Source organism: Pseudomonas putida S13.1.2 (assembly GCF_000498395.2).
In the GTDB taxonomy this organism is placed as follows: domain Bacteria; phylum Pseudomonadota; class Gammaproteobacteria; order Pseudomonadales; family Pseudomonadaceae; genus Aquipseudomonas; species Aquipseudomonas putida_Q.
Map to the genome: position 1 here is coordinate 974,802 of NZ_CP010979.1, position 18,322 is coordinate 993,123.

Consider the following 18,322-nt stretch of genomic DNA (forward strand, 5'->3'; position numbering starts at 1 on the left):
GCGGTGGATGGCACGGGCTTCGCCCTTCTCGCCCTCGCTGCCGTTGGCTTCTTCGAACGCCACCGTGGCACTGTGATGCCTCGGCCGGGGCGAGTCATCGATTACAAGGGATTGCGCAGGCCGCCAGCCAGGTGCTCTACAAGAAAGTCCACAAACACCCGCACCCGCGCCGGCATCGCCTGGCCACCGACGAACACCGCATGGATCGGCTCGCGGTCGTCAGGGTTGTACGCCTCCAGTAATGGCACCAGCCGCCCGCTGGCCAGGTCGTCCACCACCGTGAAGGTACCGATGCGTGCCACGCCGGCACCGATCCTGGCCAGTTGCGCCAAGGCTTCGCCGCTGCTGCATTCGATGTTTCCCGTCACCTTCAACGAGAACACCTGCCCGTCGCGGCGAAACGGCCAGTCGGGCGCGGCACGGCGGAAGTTGAAGCGCAGGCAGTTGTGCCGGGCCAGGTCCTCGGGCTCAAGCGGGGTGCCGCAGCGTTGCAGGTACTCGGGCGAGGCAACCACCACCTGGCCGGTTTCACCAATGGCGCGGGCGCTCAACGAACTGTCCGGCAGGTGCCCGAAACGCAATGCTACGTCGGCCTGGCCGCCGAGAATGTCGGCCACTTCGTCACTGAGGGTAAGGTCAACCAGCACTTGCGGGTAACGTGCGCTGAAGGCCGCCAGCAGGGGTACCACGGTCAGCCGGGCATGGCCCAGCGCAGCGCTCACCCGCAAGCGCCCGCGCGGCACGCCCTGGTCGGTGATGGCTTCCTCCACTTCGAGCATGTCGGCCAGCACCCGCCGTGCACCGCGCAGGTACGCCTCACCCTCGGGGGTGAGGGTGATCGCCCGGGTGGTGCGCAGCAGCAAGCGGGTGCCCAGGCGCTGTTCGGTACGGGCGATGATGCGGCTGACCGCAGAAGGCGTCAGGTTCAGTGCCCGCGCGGCGGCCGACAGGCTACCTTCTTGCGCCACCCGGGCAAATATCTCCATCTCGCCGGATCTTCCACTGAAGTCCATTTGTGCCTCGTACGCAAAGGTGGTTAGCAAAAAAGCAGTCTAGTGCGATTTTGAAATGGATCGTAGCATTTGCGGCATAGATAAGGAGCTTGCCATGCGTATCAATCCACCTCTTGTCGCACTCGCCATCGGGGCCTTTGGCATCGGTGTCACCGAGTTCGCCCCCATGGGCATGTTGCCCAGCATCGCCACTGACCTTGGCGTTTCCATCCCTGCCGCGGGGCTGCTGGTCAGCGCCTATGCCCTTGGCGTGCTGATCGGCGCACCGCTGATGACCCTGGCCACGGTGAAGATTCCGCGGCGTTATTTGCTGATCGGGCTGATGGCCATTTTCACGCTGGGTAACCTGATGTCGGCCCTCGCCAGCGATTACACCAGCCTGCTGGTGGCCCGTGTGGTCACCTCGCTCAACCACGGTGCCTTCTTTGGCATCGGCTCGATTGTCGCGGCCAGCGTGGTACCGCCCGAGAAGCGCGCCGGGGCGGTGGCGGCAATGTTCATGGGCTTGACCCTGGCCACCATCGGCGGCGTGCCGCTGGCGACCTGGTTTGGTGAAATGCTGGGTTGGCGCACGGCATTCTGGGGTATTGCCGGGCTTGGCCTGGTGGCGATGACCACGCTCTGGTACGCGCTGCCCAATGTGCCGTCGCCCAAAGGCGACGGGGCTATGGCCGAAATCCGGGTGCTGGGCCGCGGCCCGGTACTGGCGGCGTTGCTGCTGACAGTGGTGGGTTCCAGTGCAATGTTCACGGTGTTCACCTACATTGCGCCGATCCTGCAGAGCGAGGCGGCAGCGTCCACCACGTTCGTGACAGCCATGCTGGTGTTGTTCGGTGTGGGCCTGACCTTGGGCAACGTGTGGGGCGGCAAGGCGGCAGACCGCTCGATCGACCGCACGCTGATCCTGTCGTTGGCGTTGTTGATTGCTGTGCTGCTGGTGTTCCCGCTGGTGCTGGACTGGCCGCTGCCGACGGCATTGGCGATCCTGCTTTGGGGCGCGGCCAGTTTTGCACTGGTCCCGCCACTGCAGATGCGGGTGATGGAGGCAGCCAAGGATGCGCCGAACCTGGCTTCGGCGGTGAACATTGGTGCGTTTAACCTGGGCAATGCGATTGGCGCGGCGCTGGGTGGCGCAGTGATCAACGCAGGTTTGGGCTACCCGGCGATTTCCCTGGCGGGCGCAGCGATGGCGGCGCTGGGCTTGGTGATGGTGTTGCTGTTTGCCTGGCGTGGGCGGGTGGTGGCAGCGGCGGGGCAGGTTGTGGTGTAACAAGCTGAGATCGCCGGGGGCGCTGTGCGCCCCTTTCGCGGCACAAGGCCGCTCCTACAGGGAAAATGCGATCCCTTGTAGGAGCGGCCTTGTGTCGCGATGGGCTGCAAAGCAGCCCCAGGATCCTACAGGTATCATCGAATTCGCGAGCGACACTGCTCGACTCAGAACTTGCCGCGCAAGGTCAGCATGTAGTTGCGTGGCGCGCCGTACCAATTGCCGGTGTCGCTGGCATCCACGGTCTGGTAGTACGTCTTGTCGAACAGGTTGTTGCCATTGAGCGTGGCCGTCCAGTGCTCATCGATGCGGTACTCGACCAAGCCGTTCCACACCGCATAACCGGCCTGGCGGAACGCATACGGGTCTTGCTGGCTGAGCCCACCGTCGGGCAGGCGGCGCTGGATGAAGCCACTCTTGTAGCTGTCGCTCTGGATGGTGGCACCCAGGCCGACCTTCCAGCGCTCGAACTCGCCGGGCAGCTGGTAGGTGGTAAAGAACTTGAACAGGTGCTTGGGTGTTTGTGTGCTCATCGGCGTGCCGTTGTTGGCGGCATTGCCGGCAACACGTTGCCTGTTGATGTTGAAGGTGTAGCCGGCCATGGCCTGCCAGCCTGGTGCCAGCTCGCCGGAGATTTCGCTATCGATACCCTTGCTGATCACTTCACCAGAGGCGCTGTAGAAGCCTTGGCCAATGCTCACCGCTTCGTTCAGGCGCTTGGTGTAGTAAAGCGCGCTGGACAGGTTGAGGCGGCCATCGAGCAGCTCCCCCTTGGTACCGAACTCGTAGGTTTCGCCCTCGATCGGGTCCAGCGGCTGGCTGCTGGAGGATTTGAAGGCGGTTTGTGGCTGGAAGATCTCGGCATAACTGGTGTACAGCGACCACTGCCGGTTCAGGTCGAGCACCAGCGCGCCAAACGGGGTGATGACGCCGCGGTTGCTTTCCTTGACCCGGGTGCCTTCATTGTTCAAGGTCGGCACCACGGTGCGGGTGTTGTCACGGTAGTCGGAGTAGCGTGCGCCCAAGGTCAGGTGCAGTGGCTCGGCCAGCTGCGCCTTGAAGGTGGCATACGCACCGGATTTGCGCTGGTTCCAGTCGGGGTTGTAGTAGTAGCTGGGGGGTGTGCGCGGCTTGGGCATGCCACCGGCGTCACCCGTGGTGATATCGAAGGGCACGTTGATGTCGCTCACTTGCGACAGATCGCTGTCGTCGGAGTAGCTGCGCATCACTTCTTCATAGTCGGCGCCGACCAGCAGTTCGTGGGTCAGGCCAAAGGCGTCGAAGGTGCCGGACAGGTTGGCATCGAACAGGTCCTGCTCGTTGTTGTAACCGCGGATGAAACGCTTGAAAGTGGTCTGGTTGGTGTTCGGGTCGACGGCGGCGCTCACTTCGCCAATGTCCTGGGTTGAGTCGAACTTGCTTTTGGTGTAGCTGGCCTTGAGCTTCCAGTTGTCGTCCAGCGCGTGCTCGACCTTGGCGAAGTACTCGGTGCGCTTGTAGTTGTTGGCTGACCAGTCGGCGGCCAGCGAGCGGCTGCGTGAGGTGCCGATCTCGGTGCCGTCCTTGTAGCGCACCAGGCCGCGGTCCCAGTATCCATCCATGTCCCGCCATTCATAGGTGCCGCCGATGCTCACCAGGGTGGCCGGGCTCAGGTCTGCCTCCAGGGTACCGAAAATCACGTGCTTCTCGCTGTCGGCATTGTCGTAGAAGTATTTCTTGTCCTCGAACGACATCGCCACGCGGCCGCGAAGTGCACCGTCGAACCCAAGCGGGCCGGTCAGGTCGACTTCGGAGCGGTAATTGTCCCAGCTGCCCGCCGACTGGCTGATGCTCAGCTGGTTGAACGGCAGGGCGCGTTTGCGCACCAGGTTGATGCTGCCGCCCGGGTCGCCAGTGCCGCCGAACAACCCGTCGGAGCCACGCAAGACTTCGACGTGGTCGTACGCGGTCATGTCGGGCAGGGTGTCGAAGGCTTCGTTGCGCAGCATCGGTGCGCCGCCGTCGGTCTGGATACTGCGGATGACGAAGCCACGCGAGTAGATCTGGTTTTTCGTGTCGTTACCGCCGACCACGGTGATGCCGGTGGTCTGGTCCAGCACCTGGGTCAGGCTGGTGAGGTGCTGGTCATCCATGCGCTGGCGGGTCATAACGCTCACCGACTGCGGGGTTTCGCGCAGGCTGCGAGGTGTCTTGCCGCCGGTGGTGATCGCACCTGTGGTGTAGGAACCGGTGTTCTCGGTCTGCTCGCCGAGGTTGGCAGTGCCGGTCACGTTGGTCGGGTCCAGTGCCACAGCACCCAATGGCAGCGGTTCGCTGGCGGGGATCAGGCGGTAACCGCCGTCCTGCGGCATGGCTTGCAGGCCGCTGCCGACCAGTAGCTGGTGCAGGGCTTGCTGGCTGCTGAAGCTGCCCCGCAGCCCGGTGCTGTACTTGCCGGCCAGGTCACCGGGGGTGAAGGCAATGTTCAGGCCGGTGCTGCGGCTGAGGGTGGTCAAGGCTGAATCCAGCGAGCCGGCTGGGATGGCCAGGTCGTAGCGGGTGGTGCTGCTGGCGCTGTCGGCGGCATGGGCCAGGGGCAGCGTAGCCAGGCCAAGGCTGGTGCAAAGCAGGGCTTGGCGAATGGCGAGGCGCAAGGGGGCGGGTCGGGTCACGTGGGGTTCTCGTTGGCAATTTGAGTGTTCTGCTGTGTATGCCGGGCGAGATTGCAAACCCCTTCACCCGGCGAGCACTTTTTTTGCCAGGTTGTTTCAGGCGCTCAGGCGTACCCAGTAACGCGTCAGCGCCTGTACACGCAAGCCATGGGCCTGGGCGATGAAGGCCAGGGTGGCGTCGGTGTCGGTGAGGTTGAAGTTGCCGCTGATGGTGCGCTGTGCAACCTGTGGGTCACAGCCCAGATAGCCGTTGCGATAACGGCCGAGCTCGTCGAGCAGTTCAGCCAGCGGCATCGCCCGTGCGGTCAGCAGGCCGTCGCGCCAGGCGGCGGCGTCTTCGGCGTTGCCGGGCAGGCGCAGCACGTTTTCGCGGGTTACCTGCCAGGTTTCTCCGGGTTGGGCAACGGCACCGGTACCCGAGCGTGGCTGTATGTTCACGGTGCCTTCGGCAACGCCCAGGCGGCAGGCGTCGGCGTACTGACGTATGTTGCAGCGGCTGCCGTGGGCGGTGAACGTGGCCAAGGTGGTGGTGACCTGCAATGGGCGCTGTTGCAGGCTGGCGCTGTCGGCACCACTGACCAGGTACAGCTCGCCGCGCAGCAGGTCGATGCGCCGTTGCCGGGCATCGAAATACACACGCACGGCGCTGTCGGTATTTAGCTCCAACTGGCTGCCATCGGCCAGGGTCCAGCGCTGATGTTCGCCGACACGGGTGCTGTAGTCGGCCATCAGCCGCTGCCAAGGCGCGGTTTCGCGAGTCCCCCAAGCGGTGCTGCCGACTGCCGCGAACAGTGCCAGCAGTTTCAGCACCTGGCGCCGTTGCAGGCGCGCTTCAGGCAGTTTATCCAGCGCCTGGCGCGCCAGCCCGCTCGGCACACCGGCAAAGTGCCCGCTCAGGCTCTGCATGCGCGCCCAGGCCAGGCGGTGGGTTTCGTCATCCGCCAGCCAGGCCTGGAAGGCCGCCCGGGTGGCAGGGTCGGGGCGGTTGTAGGTGAGACGGATCGACCATTCTATGGCCTGGTCCACCGTTGCGCTGGGTAGTGCCGGCAGTGTGCTGGCGCTCATGGCATGGTCTCGAAGACCAGCTGATAGCAGTGGCGCAAGGCTTTGCTGAGGTCGCGCTCAACGGTGGACAGCGACACCCCCAGCTGCTCGGCAATGCGCGGGCAGGGCATGCCATCCAGTTGTGCCAGCAGGAAGATGGTACGCGTGCGGGCGGGCAGCGCGTCAAGTAGGCGGTCAATGGCCACCAGTGCCTCGATGGCCAGGGCACTGGTCTCCGGTGACGGCACTTCGGCCTCGGGCAATTGCGCCAGCGTCTCCAGCCAGGCCCGCTCGATGTCGCGATGGCGCCACAGGTCGATGACCAGCCCGCGGGCGATCGTGCGCAAATAGGCGCGTGGCTCCAACAGCGCCTTTGCCTGGCGCCTTTGCAGCACGCGGACAAAAGTGTCCTGGGCAAGGTCGGCAGCATCCGCTGCATTGTTCAGCCGATGGCGCAGCCAGCCTTGCAGCCAGCCGTGGTGCTCGACGTAAAGATGCTCGATGGGGTGTCTGCTGCCGGGCATGCCACTCTTCCGTGTTCGCGCACTAATGGTAATGACTCGCATTATTACCCAATGCCCGGCAGTGAAACCAGTGCTGTACGTTTACGGCGTACCGTTACGGCCGTGCAGGTGATAGGCCGGGCGCTCGCTCAGGCGCTCGTAATAATCACGCACCGCTGGCAGGTGCGGGTGTTCGAACGGCGTTTCGAACCAGCGGTTGACCGACAGGCCGATAGGGATGTCGGCCAGGGTGAACTGGTTGCCGGCCACATACGCACCGGTGCTGGCAAGTTGGCGGTCGAGGATGTGCATGTAGCGTGACCAGTCCGCGCAGCCGGCGGCAAGCGCTTGCGGGTCCTGATGGGCGGGCGAGTGCCGGACCAGTGACATGAACGCGTAGCTCCACGAGCGGTTCAGGTCCGAGGCCTGCCAGTCGATCCACTGATCGATCCTGGCCCGCGCCTGGGCATCGTCGGGGTAAAACGCGGTGGCACCATAGCGGTTGGCCAGGTAGCGGATGATGCTGTTGGATTCCCACAAGGTGAAGTCGCCATCCTGGATCACCGGGATCATGGCGTTGGGGTTCAATGCCAGGAACTCTGGGCTGTCAGTGGCCTTGAAGCCAGAGCCCCAGTCTTCGCGCTCGAATGCGACCTCGAATTCGGCGCAGGCCCACAGGACTTTTCGTACATTGATGGAAGAAGCTCTGCCCAGTATCCGTAGCATGGTGTTCGTCCTGGTGTGGGGAGGTGAAGATCGTCCGACACTGCCAGGCGCCGGTCAAGGGGCTGATCGGTAGCAGAGAGCCCACGTCAGGGGATCTTGTAGTCCATTTCCGAAAGTGACCCTTGCCACCCTCCGGGTCATTGTGATGGGCGAGGCTGCGTCCTAGTCTGGGCATGCTCGTAACCCCGAGGAATGGACATGGATAACGACACCCCCAAAAGCAACAAGCTCAATGTCGTGCGTGCAGCGAGCCGGTTTGGCCACGCCGACGCCGAACTGGTGCAGATGAAACCGCAGCTGCCAATGAGGACCGCACTGACGGAGGCCTCGAGCATCATGGGCTGCATCACTGAAATTACCCGCAAGGCCATCGACCGGCCAGGCGACCGCAAGGTGATGATGCAGGCCACGTTTTACCTGGCAGGCATGGCCAAGGCACTGATCGATGGCCAGCTGCTGCAGATGCGTCAGGCGCGCGAAGGCGAGCGCGAACCCTAGTCAAGCTTGCCTGGGGGGCCTGAACTTGGCACCCTTGGGCGGTTTGAATCGTCTGTATCACCACAGAAGGAAGTTTGCATTGAGCTGGGACAAGGTGGGGAAACTCCTCGTAGCCGTGCTTGTTGGCCTGATGGTCCTTTTGGCCGCCTACGTGTTGCTCAGGGGCAACCCGCGTCTGGAGGCGTCACTGAGCTATGCCTACCTCACCTATCCCACCCAGTTCAGCGAGCGTATCAGCAAAGCCAGCGAGCAACTCAAGTATGAGCAGTTGCAGGGGCGCATCAACAGCATCGGCCAGGGCGAGCTAAGCCACGACCAGGTCGAGAGGCTGATCGAAATGGCCCAGGCACCCTATGCCCAGCTGTTCGCCAAGCCTTTCGAGGCCGGGCTGGTCGATCACCGTACTGGCTTGCTCATCGAACTACGCAACAGTGGTGACGCGCCGGTACGCGAGGTAAAGATCCGCCTGCCAGCCAAGGGCCTGGTGCAGGTGCGTGATGCTGCCGGCAACGACACCCTGCTGGAGACCGCCACCGCGCAGGTGGACATCCCGGCCATTGAGCCGGGTGGCACGTGCAAGGTCTGGGTCTATTTCGATGCAGACTATTTGCAGATCCGCCAAGGCGGCGTCAGCATCAGCCACGCCGACGGAGTGGCCAATGTGCGGGTGTACCACGAGGTCATCGGTTTTCCAGCCATGGTGGCCCGCTACAGCCGGGAGTTGATGGTGTTGCTGGGTGTACTGGCGGTCAGCGTGCTGGGCCTGGGTTATGCCTGCCTGGCACGGCGTAGACCGCGGTAAACGCGTTACTCGAACATAAATACCTGATTGGGCGGGGCACCTGTGGGAGCGGGCAAGCCCGCGAACACCGGCGCAGCCGGTGCCATGCAGCGCGTCGCACTCTTCGCGGGCGCGCCCGCTCCCACAGGATAAAGCGGCGCTTGCCGAAGCCTTGTTCCACGGGCGACAGCGCAGCATAACGGGCTGGTATGCGTGTTCTGCGATCAAGGGTCATTTGCTTGAAACTCAACACTCCCCCGTTGACGACCCTCTATAGTGCTCGGCATTACAAGACCCATGTCGAGCCTGCCTGATGATCCCTTCCCTGGATTCCATTTTTTCTCGCCTGCGCCTGCGCCAGTTGCGCCTGCTGATCGAGCTGGATCGCTGTGGTTCGCTGCACAAGGCGGCCGAAGCCATGGCCATTTCCCAGCCTGGGGCTACCAAGGCGCTGCGCGAGGTGGAGGAGGTGCTGGGGGTACCGTTGTTCCAGCGCCTGCCCAGCGGGCTGGTAGCCAACGACGTGGGCCGTTGCGTGGTGCGCTATGCGCGGCTGATCCACAGCGACCTGGGGCATCTGCGCGAAGAGGTGTTAGGCATCGTCCAGGGCCAGGGCGGGCGCCTGGCAGTGGGCAGCATCATGGGGGCTATGCCGACACTGGTCAGCGCCCTGGGGCGCTTGCGCCGCAAGCAGCCGCAGTTGGCGGTGGAAATTGCCGAGAATACCAGCGCCAACCTGCTCGCCCAACTGGACGAGGGGCGCCTGGACCTCGCCATCTGCCGGCCCGGGCTGGGCCGTGACGCGGCGGACTATGCCTTTGTCGAGCTGGCCCAGGAGCCGTTGGTGGTGGTCGCGCACCCGCAGCATCCGCTTGCCGGGGCAGCGGCACTGGCGATCAGCGATTTGAGCCATTACCGCTGGGTGGTCTACCCGGTGAACATGCCCATGCGCCAGGCGCTGGAGCGCGAGTTGAGCGAAGCAGGGGTGCAGGTGCCCCGCTATCCGCTGGAAACCTTTTCCACCTTCGCTACGTTCATGCTGCTGGAAGATGACCCGACGCTGGTGGCGGTCATTCCCAGTGCCGTGGCGGCCTTTGCCGAGCAGCGCGGGTTGCTGGTGTCGCTGGCGGTGCAGCTACGGGCGTTGAGCGAGCCCTTCGGCATCGTGCACCGTGTGGCGGCGCCGCTATCGCCAGCGGCGCGGTTGCTGGTAGAAGAATTGACGGCCAATTGAAGTTTGACGGCGCTCGCCCTCCAGCCCATTGCTGGTGGGCTGGTGGGGATAAGCGATGGTTATTGGTGGATCAGCTCTTTTCATTATCGGCGGCCTTGCCTGTGCTCTAGATTACCCCCGGCACGGCCTGCCAGTACCCCTGTAACCCTATTGCATCAAGGAGCAACCCAATGGATCTAGGCATTACCGGCCGCTGGGCCATCGTCTGTGCGGCCAGCCAGGGCCTGGGCAAAGGCTGCGCCGAAGCGCTTGGCAAAGAAGGCGTGAACCTGGTCATCAATGCCCGCACCCAAGCCACCCTGGAGCAGACCGCCAGCGAGTTGCGGGCGGCCTGCCCAGGCATCGAGGTGCGTACTGTGGCCGGCGATGTGGCCGATGCCCAGGTGCGCCAGGCGCTGTTGGCGGCCTGCCCGCAGGTCGACATCCTGGTCAACAACGCCGGTGGCCCGCCACCGGGGGACTTCCGTGACTGGGGGCGTGACGATTGGCTGAAGGCGCTGGACGCCAACATGCTCACCCCGATAGAGCTGATCAAGGCGGTGGTCGACGGCATGGCCGAGCGCGGTTTCGGCCGGGTAGTGAATATCACCTCTGGCGCGGTGAAGGCGCCGATCGACATTCTTGGACTGTCCAACGGCGCCCGTAGCGGCCTGACCGGGTTCATTGCAGGCCTGGCCCGGCAGCAGCGCCTGGCGGGCAGCAATGTGACACTGAACAACCTGCTGCCTGGGGCGTTCGACACCGCACGCCTGCAAAAGACTTTGCAGGCGGCGGGTAGCGATGTGCAAGCCACTGCCCAGGCCCGGCGCAAGGCTATCCCGGCGGCGCGCTTTGGCGATGCCGGGGAGTTTGGCGCGTACTGTGCGTTCCTGTGCAGTGCGCATGCCGGTTATATCACCGGGCAGAACCTGCTGATCGATGGCGGGGCGTATCCGGGTACCTTCTGAAAGGTTCGGGGACAACCAAGGGGGCCAGGCAAGCTGGCAATGATCCGGCGAATACCGCATACTTGTCGGCAAACGCCGTAACAGGAGTCTGCCATGCTTGCCGAAGTGCTTCGCGACAACGGTTACCACGAGTACCGGGCGCGCCTGCAGGCGCTGCTGGAAATACCCGAACTCGCCAGTGACTTCGAAATCCACACCCGCATCACCCATGGTTTTGCTGCCACCTGGCTGGTGAAGCTGACCGAGCGTGGTGTGTTCACGCCGGTGGAGCGGGACCAGATCATTCCCCTGCGCACCCTCAAAACCCGTATCGAGCGTGACCAGCCGCTGACCGTGGAAGAGAGTGATCGGCTGTTCCGTTCAGCCCACATCACCGCCATGGCCGAAGCCGTGTTCGGTGAAGCGGACAAGGCCAAGCGCTGGCTGTCCAAGCCCAAGGAACGCTTCTCGGGGCTGACGCCCATGCAGATGCTCACCACCCAGCAAGGCACCACTCAGGTGGAAGAGATGCTGCTGCAGATTGCCGAGGGCTTTGGCCTGTGATTTTGTGGCGTATCAGCGCCTATGCAGATTTGAGTGGCACTGGGGGGTTGCGTGTAAGCGGCCGGTGGCACCAGGCGGGCCGGCCAGTGGTGTATGCCGCCACCAGCCCTTCCGGGGCCATGCTCGAGGTGCTGGTGCACCTGGAAATCGACCCCGAGGATTTTCCTACCACCATGCGCCTGATCCGCATCGAATTGCCCGACACGGTTTCACAGGCGCAGTTGCCCGTCTTGCAGCCCGGTTGGTCCGCTCAGCCTGAGTTGACCCGGGCGCTGGGCAATCGCTTTCTGGATGACTGCTCGGCATTGTTGCTGCCGGTGCCGAGCGCGATCATGCCCAGTACCATCAACTACCTGTTCAACCCACGGCACGCGCAGGCGCAGCGTGCGAAAATCCAGGTCGAGGATTTCACCCCGGACAGCCGCTTGTTCTAGCGCGCGTTCACCACAGTGCAGCCGATGCCGTGGTCAACACCCGGCTAAACACTGCGAGCGCCTGGTCCACTTGCGCCTCGGTGGTGAATCGGCCGATGCTCAAGCGCACGCTGTTGCGTGCCTGACAGTCGTCCAGCCCCAGTGCCAGCAGCACATGCGAGGCAGCGTTGCTTGCCGAGTTGCAGGCCGAGGTGGTCGACAAGGCCAGCTCGCTGGCCAGGGCCGCGCTGTTGAAGCCCTTGCTGTCGATGCACAAGTTCAGGGTATGGGGGATGCGTTGGTTGGCGCTGCCGTTGAGGGTGACGCCGGGTAAAGCCAGCAGGCCTTCGCGCAGGCGTGTGGCCAGTTGCTCAAGGCGCTGGTGCTCGCTGTCACCTGGTTGGCCGGCCAGGGCAAAGGCGCTGCCCATGCCGGCGATCTGATGGGTTGCCAGGGTGCCGGAACGCAGGCCCTGCTCATGGCCGCCGCCATGCATCTGCGCACGCATCAGCGTACGGGCGCGTGGCCCGACATAGAGCGCGCCGATCCCTTTTGGCCCGTACACCTTGTGCGCCGAAAACGACATCATGTCCACGGCCATCGCCTTCAGGTCGATGGCCAGCTTGCCTACGGCCTGTGCGGCATCCACGTGCAGCAGGGCACCGTGGGCACGCACCCGCTGGCCAATGGCGGCAAAATCGGTAACCGTGCCCAGCTCGTTGTTGACCGCCATCAGCGATACCAGGCGGGTATCGGCGCGCAACGCTGCCTGCACGCTTGCAGGCTGGATGAGGCCGGCGGCATCCGGCGCCAGGCGGGTAACGGCCCAGCCTTGGCGCTCCAGTTCGGCCACCGTGTCGAGCACGGCTTTGTGCTCCAGCTGGCTGGTGATCAGGTGCCCGGGCTGGTCGAAGCCTTGCGCAATGCCTTTGAGTGCCAGGTTGTTGGATTCGGTCGCGCCCGAGGTCCAGACCAGGTTGTCGGCTTGCGCGCCGACTCGCTCGGCCACTTGCTGGCGGGCTTGCTCCACGGCCTGTCGGGCGGCCTGGCCGTAGGCATGGCCACTGGACGCCGGGTTGCCGAAGTTGGCCTCGCTGCCAAGGCAGGCCAGCATGGTTTCGATGACCCGATCGTCGACGGGGGTGGTGGCGGCGTAATCGAAATAGAGTGGGGCGCTGGGCATTGGGGCGGGTCCATGTCTGTCGCCGTGAAATCGGCGATTGTTGGGCTAAGCGTATCCGCCATGGGCGAGATATGTTTCGCTTCCCGCCACGTTTTTCTCAATTGATGTGAGAAAAATTTCTCTCTATCTAACTGTTTGCAGAATATTTTTCTACGGGAGGGGCGGGGCTGATCAACCGCCCCTCGCAGGCGGCTTCAGGCAGGCTGCAGGGCTTTCTCTTCCTCGGCTACCACGCGTTCGCACAATTCGGTGATCTGCTCGCGCATCCAGCGGTTGGCCGGGTCCTGGTCGGTGCTTTCATGCCAGTACAGGTGCGTTTCCAGTGCGGGCACCTCCACTGGCAGTGGCTGGTAACGCAACTGATGGCGACGGGCGAAGCGCTCGGGGACGGTCATCGCCATGTCGGTCTGCTGCAACACCTGCGAGGCCATCAGGTAGTGCTGCGAACGCAGGGCGACCTTGCGCTGAACACCCATCTTGCCCAGCGCCAGGTCGACGTAACCCAGGCCGTTGCGGCGGCTGGAAATATGGATATGGGTCATGCCCAGGTAGCTGTCGAGGGTCAGCTTGCTGTCAGCCAGCGGGTGGCCCTGGCGCAGGGCGCACACATAGCGGTCTTGCATCAGCTTGATGTGGCGCACCTGGGGGTCGGTGTTCAGGGGGGCGTCGATGGCGAAGTCCAGGCGGCCGGCGGCGAGCTCCTTGGTGGTCTCGCGGCGCTTGCACAGGAAGCTTTCGATCAGCACCGCAGGCGCCAGGCGGCGCAGGCGCTGGAACAGCGGCGGCAGGATGACCGCTTCGGTCAGGTCGGTCATGCTGATGCGGAAGGTTTTGTTGGCCTGCTGCGGGTTGAAGATGCGGCTTTCCTGCACCGAGGTACGCAGCAGTGCCAGGGCGTTGCGCACCGGGCCGATGATGTTCTGCGCCATCGGCGTGGGCACCATGCCTTGTGCGGTGCGCACGAACAGTGGGTCGTTGAAGGTTTCGCGCAGCCGCGAAAGGGCGTTGGACACCGCTGGTTGGGTAATGCCGACAATCTGCCCGGCGCGGGTCAGGTTGGCTTCGGTGTAGATCGCATCGAACACGATGAACAGGTTGAGGTCGACCTTGGTGAGGTTCATGGGCGCCGCTCTTGTTGGAATTATTGGCCGATCATATATCGGTTATGAATGTTTATACACGCGGAAAATAGACTAGGTGGATGGGGCTACGCTGCTCTAGGCTCTGCCCATGTACTCCGAACCGTGAAGGTAGCCCCGATGGATTTCGCCTATTCGCCCAAGGTCCAGGCACTGCGCGAGCGCGTTACTGCGTTCATGGACGCCTACGTGTACCCCGCCGAAGCCGTGTTCGAGCGCCAGGTTGCCGAGGGCGACCGCTGGCAGCCCACGGCAATCATGGAAGAACTCAAGGCCAAGGCCCGCGCCGAAGGGCTGTGGAACCTGTTCTTGCCCGAATCGGAATACGGCGCCGGCCTGAGCAACCTGGAATACGCCCCGTTGGCGGAAATCATGGGCCGCTCACTGCTCGGGCCAGAGCCCTTCAACTGCTCGGCGCCGGACACTGGCAACATGGAAGTGCTGGTGCGTTATGGCAGCGAAGCGCAGAAACGCCAGTGGCTGGAGCCGTTGTTGCGCGGTGAGATCCGCTCGGCGTTTGCCATGACCGAGCCGGACGTGGCCTCCTCGGACGCTACCAACATGGCCGCCACTGCCGTGCGTGACGGCGACGAATGGGTCATCAATGGCCGCAAATGGTGGACCTCCGGCGCCTGCGACCCGCGTTGCAAGGTGATGATCTTCATGGGCCTGTCCGACCCCGAAGGGCCACGCCACCAGCAGCATTCGATGGTGTTGGTACCAACAGATGCGCCGGGCGTGAAGATCGTCCGCCCGTTGCCGGTGTTCGGCTATGACGATGCCCCTCATGGCCACGCCGAGGTGCTTTTCGAGAACGTTCGGGTGCCTTATGAAAACGTGCTGCTCGGCGAGGGGCGCGGCTTCGAGATTGCCCAGGGGCGCCTTGGCCCGGGCCGTATCCACCACTGCATGCGCTCGATCGGCATGGCCGAGCGTGCCCTGGAGCTGATGTGCAAGCGCTCGGTGGAGCGTACTGCTTTTGGTCGGCCACTGGCACGGCTGGGTGGCAACGTCGACAAGATCGCCGACTCACGCATGGAAATCGACATGGCGCGGCTGCTGACGTTGAAAGCGGCGTACATGATGGACACCGTCGGCAACAAGGTGGCCCGCAGCGAAATCGCGCAAATCAAGGTGGTGGCGCCGAACGTGGCGTTGAAGGTGATCGACCGGGCGATCCAGATGCATGGCGGGGCAGGGGTGAGCGGCGATTTCCCGCTGGCCTACATGTACGCCATGCAGCGCACCCTGCGCCTGGCCGACGGGCCGGATGAAGTGCACCGGGCGGCGATTGGCAAATATGAAATTGGCAAGTATGTGCCGGTGGAGCTGTTGCGTAGCGGGCGGTGAAGTCGTCAGCCTGCGCCGGCCTCTTCGCGGGTGAACCCGCTCCCACAGTGATCGCGCAAACTCCCGCAATGTGTAGGAAGTATCTGGATTTCGGCTGAGGCCCCCTGAATCTCCCTTGCTGGTGATAGGTTTTCAACCCTAACCAGATACAGGGAGTTTAGAGATGCGGGTCAATTTGGAGGGAAAGGGTCAGGCGGTAGATGGTGATGTCACTACTACGGGTGCTGTCTGTATTGCGACCGGGGCGGGCTACCTGGACGAAGGCCGGATGGTGCTCCGTGAAGGCGACCACACCACGCCATGCCCTCTTTGTGGGCAGGTGGGAACCGTCGCTGAAGGTGTGGATCACTTTATTTCCGATGGCCAGCGGGTGGCCATGGATGGCGCGCTGGTTGCCTGTGGCTGTTCGCCGGGCAGCAACCGGGTGGTCGCACCGTTATATGAAGCACCGCCGTCCATGTATTCCATTGCGGGGGGTACCAATACCCACTTTAACCAGCCGTCAGCCACTGCCTACCCCGGGCGCTTCTCCCGACCCGTCGTAGGGGCACTGCCCGATTCGCTAGAGCCTGGCTTCTATGTAGTTCCTCGACGCATGTCGTTCCCCCAGGTGCTGCTGCAACTGGCCGAGCACGATGCCACTTTGCCGATCTCCCGGTTGCAGCGGCTCAACCCGACGTTTGAGCAAGGCTTCAAGGCTGGGGAAATCTTCGTTATCGGTGATCCTGACAACGCAAATGCCTGTACGCGGGAAGAGGGAGAGCTGATGGCGGCTGCGCAGCATGCACGACGTGCTTTGGAGGTGCTCGACTACGCCGAAGCGGATTTCATGATGCAGCACCAGGCCGAAATCGCCGGCTTGCTCAGCAACGCCAGTCTGTCCATGGGCGTCGGCAAGGACATGCTCGATCAAGGTTTGAAACAGGTCAGTCATACATTGACCAGTATCGAGCAGTTGCATCAGCGGGAGTTCATGCGCCACGGCCATTTGAACAGCCCGGGCTTTTTCGCTGAACGGCGGCGGCTTCTGCAGCAGCTGGATGGACAGTTGAAAACGGCATTTTTGAACAAGCAGTTGAACCTTGGGAGCTATGAGCGCTTGAGGAGGAGCTTGAATATTTCGACCAAGAGTCTTGTGCATCATTGGTCCAGGGCCGGTGGTCCGGGGCAGATTCCGGGGTACGCGACGCATCTGGATAAGGTGGCGGGGCTCAGCAAGTACCTTCAATATGGCGGGCACGCTGCAATTGGGCTGGGGGCTACGTCATCTTATCTGAAAGTGCAAGAGGTCTGTGTTGCAGGTGAAACTGATGACTGCCGGAAAGTCCGATTCACCGAAACGGGTAGTTTCGCTGGTGGCTTAGGAGGAGGGATGGTGGGAGGTTACATCGCAGGTGCTGCCGCTGCCGCGCTATGCGGTGTTTTCGCGGTGGGTACCGGCGGCCTTGGTGTTCCCGTATGCGGGATTGTCCTGGTTGGCGCCGGCTCTGCGGCAGGCTCTATGGGTATTGGCGCAGCTGGCGAGAAGGTCGGTGAAGTGATTTATGAGGTGATGGATGATTGACTTTGATAGCTGGTCGCCATACTTGCGAATAGCTTTCTTAGTTGCGCCCTTCATTATCGGCCTTGTCGGTATCGCTATGAATGTACAGATTGCGCTGTCGACGGATTTTGATATCGCTCTTTCAGCGATTACCAGCAATCCCTACCTGGAACAGATGAAGCCCGTGTGGGGCGGAGGGAATCTGAGGTCTCGATGTCTACTGATGAGCACGGTAAGCGCGTTGGTTACATTTCCTTGGCTTCATTTGCGCTTGGGATGGTTGGACGAGGCGGAACTTGAAAGGTTTCCGCCCAAGTTGAGGCGAAAATTAGGGGCAGCTCTTTGGCTGATCCTGATCTCATCAGTCTGGGCGGGGGTGGGTTATTTCATTATAAAGAAATGATCTCCGCCCAGATTCGTAACTTCAGACCCGCATCTGCGGGTCTTCCTTTTTATTGCTAAATTCACCACCGGCATTCGCAGGCTGTTTGGGTTGAATCTCCGCCTTCTCCCCCCGCGTCTTCACCAACGAAACCACCACCCCACCCAGCAACAACCCGAACGTCACCCCCAACGACAGCAGCGCCGGTACCTTGCCCACCATGCCGTGATAGAAAATCTTGCAACCAATAAAGATAAGCACCAGCGCCAACGCATACTTGAGGTAAACAAACCGGTGCATCAATGCCGACAGTGCGAAGTAAAGCGAGCGCAGCCCAAGAATGGCAAAGATGTTCGAGGTGTAGACAATGAACGGGTCCTGGGTAATGGCGAAAATCGCCGGCACGCTGTCGACGGCAAACACCAGGTCGGCCAACTCGATCAGCACCAGCGCCAGGAACAACGGGGTGGCATAGCGCAGCGCCTTGCTGTGGCCGGCTGGGGTCTGGTGTACGAAGAAGTGCGAGCCGTGGATCTGGTCGGTGACCCGCATGTGGCGGCGCACGAACTTGAGGATCGGGTTGTTGGCCAGGTCAGGGTGGCTGTCTTCTTTCGAAAGCGCCATCTTCACTCCGGTAAACAGCAGGAAGGCACCGAAGATATACAGCACCCAGGCAAAGTTCTGCACCAGCGCGGCGCCCACACCAATCATGATCGCCCGCAGGAACACCACCCCCAGGATGCCCCAGAACAGCACACGATGCTGGTAACGGCGGGGGATGGCGAAGTAGCTGAAGATCATCGCCATGACGAACACGTTGTCCATCGACAGCGATTGCTCGACCAGGAAACCGGTGTAGAACTCCAGCGCCGATTGCGCGCCCAGCTGGTACCAGACCCCGACGCCGAACAAGACGCCAACGCTGAAGTAGCCCGAATACAGCAGCAGGCTTTCGCGCATTTCGATTTCCCGGTCGTGGCGGTGCAGCACGCCCAGGTCGAGCACCAGCAAACCGATGACGATGGCCATGAACACCAGCCACATCCAGGCGCTGGTGCCGAGTACAGGGGTGGTGAGGAATGCTTGCAGAGCTGTCATGAGCCCC

Annotated in this window: 18 protein-coding genes; 10 read left to right on the forward strand and 8 right to left on the reverse strand. The window is 62.7% G+C overall.

Going from position 1 to position 18,322, the window contains the following annotated elements; translation table 11 throughout:
* Positions 1-101: 101 nt before the first annotated feature.
* On the reverse strand, positions 102-1,013 hold the full coding sequence (locus N805_RS04395) for a LysR family transcriptional regulator (RefSeq protein WP_028613251.1): 912 nt from the start codon (positions 1,011-1,013) through the stop codon (positions 102-104).
* A 94-nt stretch (positions 1,014-1,107) separates the two neighbouring features.
* Here N805_RS04395 and N805_RS04400 point away from each other — a divergent pair, with 94 nt between their 5' ends.
* The gene (locus N805_RS04400; protein ID WP_028613250.1) at positions 1,108-2,283 is read left to right on the forward strand and encodes an MFS transporter; all 1,176 of its coding nucleotides are present in this window, start codon (positions 1,108-1,110) and stop codon (positions 2,281-2,283) included.
* A gap of 164 nt (positions 2,284-2,447) precedes the next feature.
* Here the strand turns inward: N805_RS04400 and N805_RS04405 are convergent, their stop codons facing one another.
* From N805_RS04405 to N805_RS04420, 4 genes are all read right to left on the reverse strand, one after another.
* The gene (locus N805_RS04405; RefSeq protein WP_028613249.1) at positions 2,448-4,931 is read right to left on the reverse strand and encodes a TonB-dependent siderophore receptor; all 2,484 of its coding nucleotides are present in this window, start codon (positions 4,929-4,931) and stop codon (positions 2,448-2,450) included.
* 96 nt (positions 4,932-5,027) lie between these two features.
* Positions 5,028-5,996 carry a FecR domain-containing protein gene (locus N805_RS04410; RefSeq protein WP_028613248.1) on the reverse strand — a complete coding sequence of 323 codons (969 nt, stop codon included), beginning with the start codon at positions 5,994-5,996 and terminating at the stop codon, positions 5,028-5,030.
* Positions 5,993-6,499 carry a sigma-70 family RNA polymerase sigma factor gene (locus N805_RS04415; protein WP_028613247.1) on the reverse strand — a complete coding sequence of 169 codons (507 nt, stop codon included), beginning with the start codon at positions 6,497-6,499 and terminating at the stop codon, positions 5,993-5,995. Before N805_RS04415 ends, N805_RS04410 begins: the two co-directional genes overlap by 4 nt.
* An 81-nt stretch (positions 6,500-6,580) precedes the next feature.
* Positions 6,581-7,204 (reverse strand): glutathione S-transferase family protein, encoded by a 624-nt coding sequence (locus N805_RS04420; protein WP_028613246.1) that lies wholly within the window; start codon positions 7,202-7,204, stop codon positions 6,581-6,583.
* Positions 7,205-7,402: 198 nt separating this feature from the next.
* Between N805_RS04420 and N805_RS04425 the strand changes: the two genes are divergently transcribed.
* The 6 genes from N805_RS04425 to N805_RS04450 all read left to right on the forward strand — a co-directional run bounded on the left by N805_RS04425 (position 7,403) and on the right by N805_RS04450 (position 11,641).
* A complete protein-coding gene (locus tag N805_RS04425) occupies positions 7,403-7,702 on the forward strand; it encodes a DUF3077 domain-containing protein (protein WP_028613245.1) in 300 nt (99 codons plus the stop codon).
* Between the two features lie 79 nt (positions 7,703-7,781).
* Complete coding sequence (locus tag N805_RS04430) at positions 7,782-8,504, forward strand: hypothetical protein (protein ID WP_028613244.1); 723 nt, start codon at positions 7,782-7,784, stop codon at positions 8,502-8,504.
* Between the two features lie 292 nt (positions 8,505-8,796).
* The gene (locus tag N805_RS04435; protein WP_028613243.1) at positions 8,797-9,717 is read left to right on the forward strand and encodes a LysR family transcriptional regulator; all 921 of its coding nucleotides are present in this window, start codon (positions 8,797-8,799) and stop codon (positions 9,715-9,717) included.
* A 170-nt stretch (positions 9,718-9,887) separates the two neighbouring features.
* On the forward strand, positions 9,888-10,664 hold the full coding sequence (locus N805_RS04440) for an SDR family oxidoreductase (protein ID WP_028613242.1): 777 nt from the start codon (positions 9,888-9,890) through the stop codon (positions 10,662-10,664).
* A 93-nt stretch (positions 10,665-10,757) separates the two neighbouring features.
* The gene (locus tag N805_RS04445; protein WP_016487684.1) at positions 10,758-11,207 is read left to right on the forward strand and encodes an antitoxin Xre/MbcA/ParS toxin-binding domain-containing protein; all 450 of its coding nucleotides are present in this window, start codon (positions 10,758-10,760) and stop codon (positions 11,205-11,207) included.
* On the forward strand, positions 11,204-11,641 hold the full coding sequence (locus N805_RS04450) for an RES family NAD+ phosphorylase (RefSeq protein WP_028613241.1): 438 nt from the start codon (positions 11,204-11,206) through the stop codon (positions 11,639-11,641). The genes N805_RS04445 and N805_RS04450 overlap by 4 nt, the downstream gene beginning before the upstream one ends.
* 7 nt (positions 11,642-11,648) lie before the next feature.
* On the opposite strand, the gene N805_RS04455 is transcribed toward N805_RS04450, so the two are convergent.
* Positions 11,649-12,803 carry a cysteine desulfurase family protein gene (locus N805_RS04455; protein ID WP_028613240.1) on the reverse strand — a complete coding sequence of 385 codons (1,155 nt, stop codon included), beginning with the start codon at positions 12,801-12,803 and terminating at the stop codon, positions 11,649-11,651.
* A 194-nt stretch (positions 12,804-12,997) separates the two neighbouring features.
* Positions 12,998-13,924 (reverse strand): LysR family transcriptional regulator, encoded by a 927-nt coding sequence (locus tag N805_RS04460; RefSeq protein ID WP_046811294.1) that lies wholly within the window; start codon positions 13,922-13,924, stop codon positions 12,998-13,000.
* Positions 13,925-14,062: 138 nt separating this feature from the next.
* Here N805_RS04460 and N805_RS04465 point away from each other — a divergent pair, with 138 nt between their 5' ends.
* From N805_RS04465 to N805_RS04475, 3 genes are all read left to right on the forward strand, one after another.
* Positions 14,063-15,292: an acyl-CoA dehydrogenase gene (locus N805_RS04465; RefSeq protein WP_028613239.1), complete on the forward strand. Its 1,230-nt coding sequence runs from the start codon at positions 14,063-14,065 to the stop codon at positions 15,290-15,292.
* A 163-nt stretch (positions 15,293-15,455) separates the two neighbouring features.
* Positions 15,456-16,856: a PAAR domain-containing protein gene (locus N805_RS04470; protein WP_028613238.1), complete on the forward strand. Its 1,401-nt coding sequence runs from the start codon at positions 15,456-15,458 to the stop codon at positions 16,854-16,856.
* Complete coding sequence (locus tag N805_RS04475; RefSeq protein ID WP_028613237.1) at positions 16,849-17,238, forward strand: hypothetical protein; 390 nt, start codon at positions 16,849-16,851, stop codon at positions 17,236-17,238. Before N805_RS04470 ends, N805_RS04475 begins: the two co-directional genes overlap by 8 nt.
* Before the next feature lie 21 nt (positions 17,239-17,259).
* Here N805_RS04475 and N805_RS04480 read toward each other — a convergent pair whose 3' ends face one another.
* The gene (locus N805_RS04480; RefSeq protein WP_028613236.1) at positions 17,260-18,315 is read right to left on the reverse strand and encodes a TerC family protein; all 1,056 of its coding nucleotides are present in this window, start codon (positions 18,313-18,315) and stop codon (positions 17,260-17,262) included.
* Between the last annotated feature and the right edge of the window lie 7 nt (positions 18,316-18,322).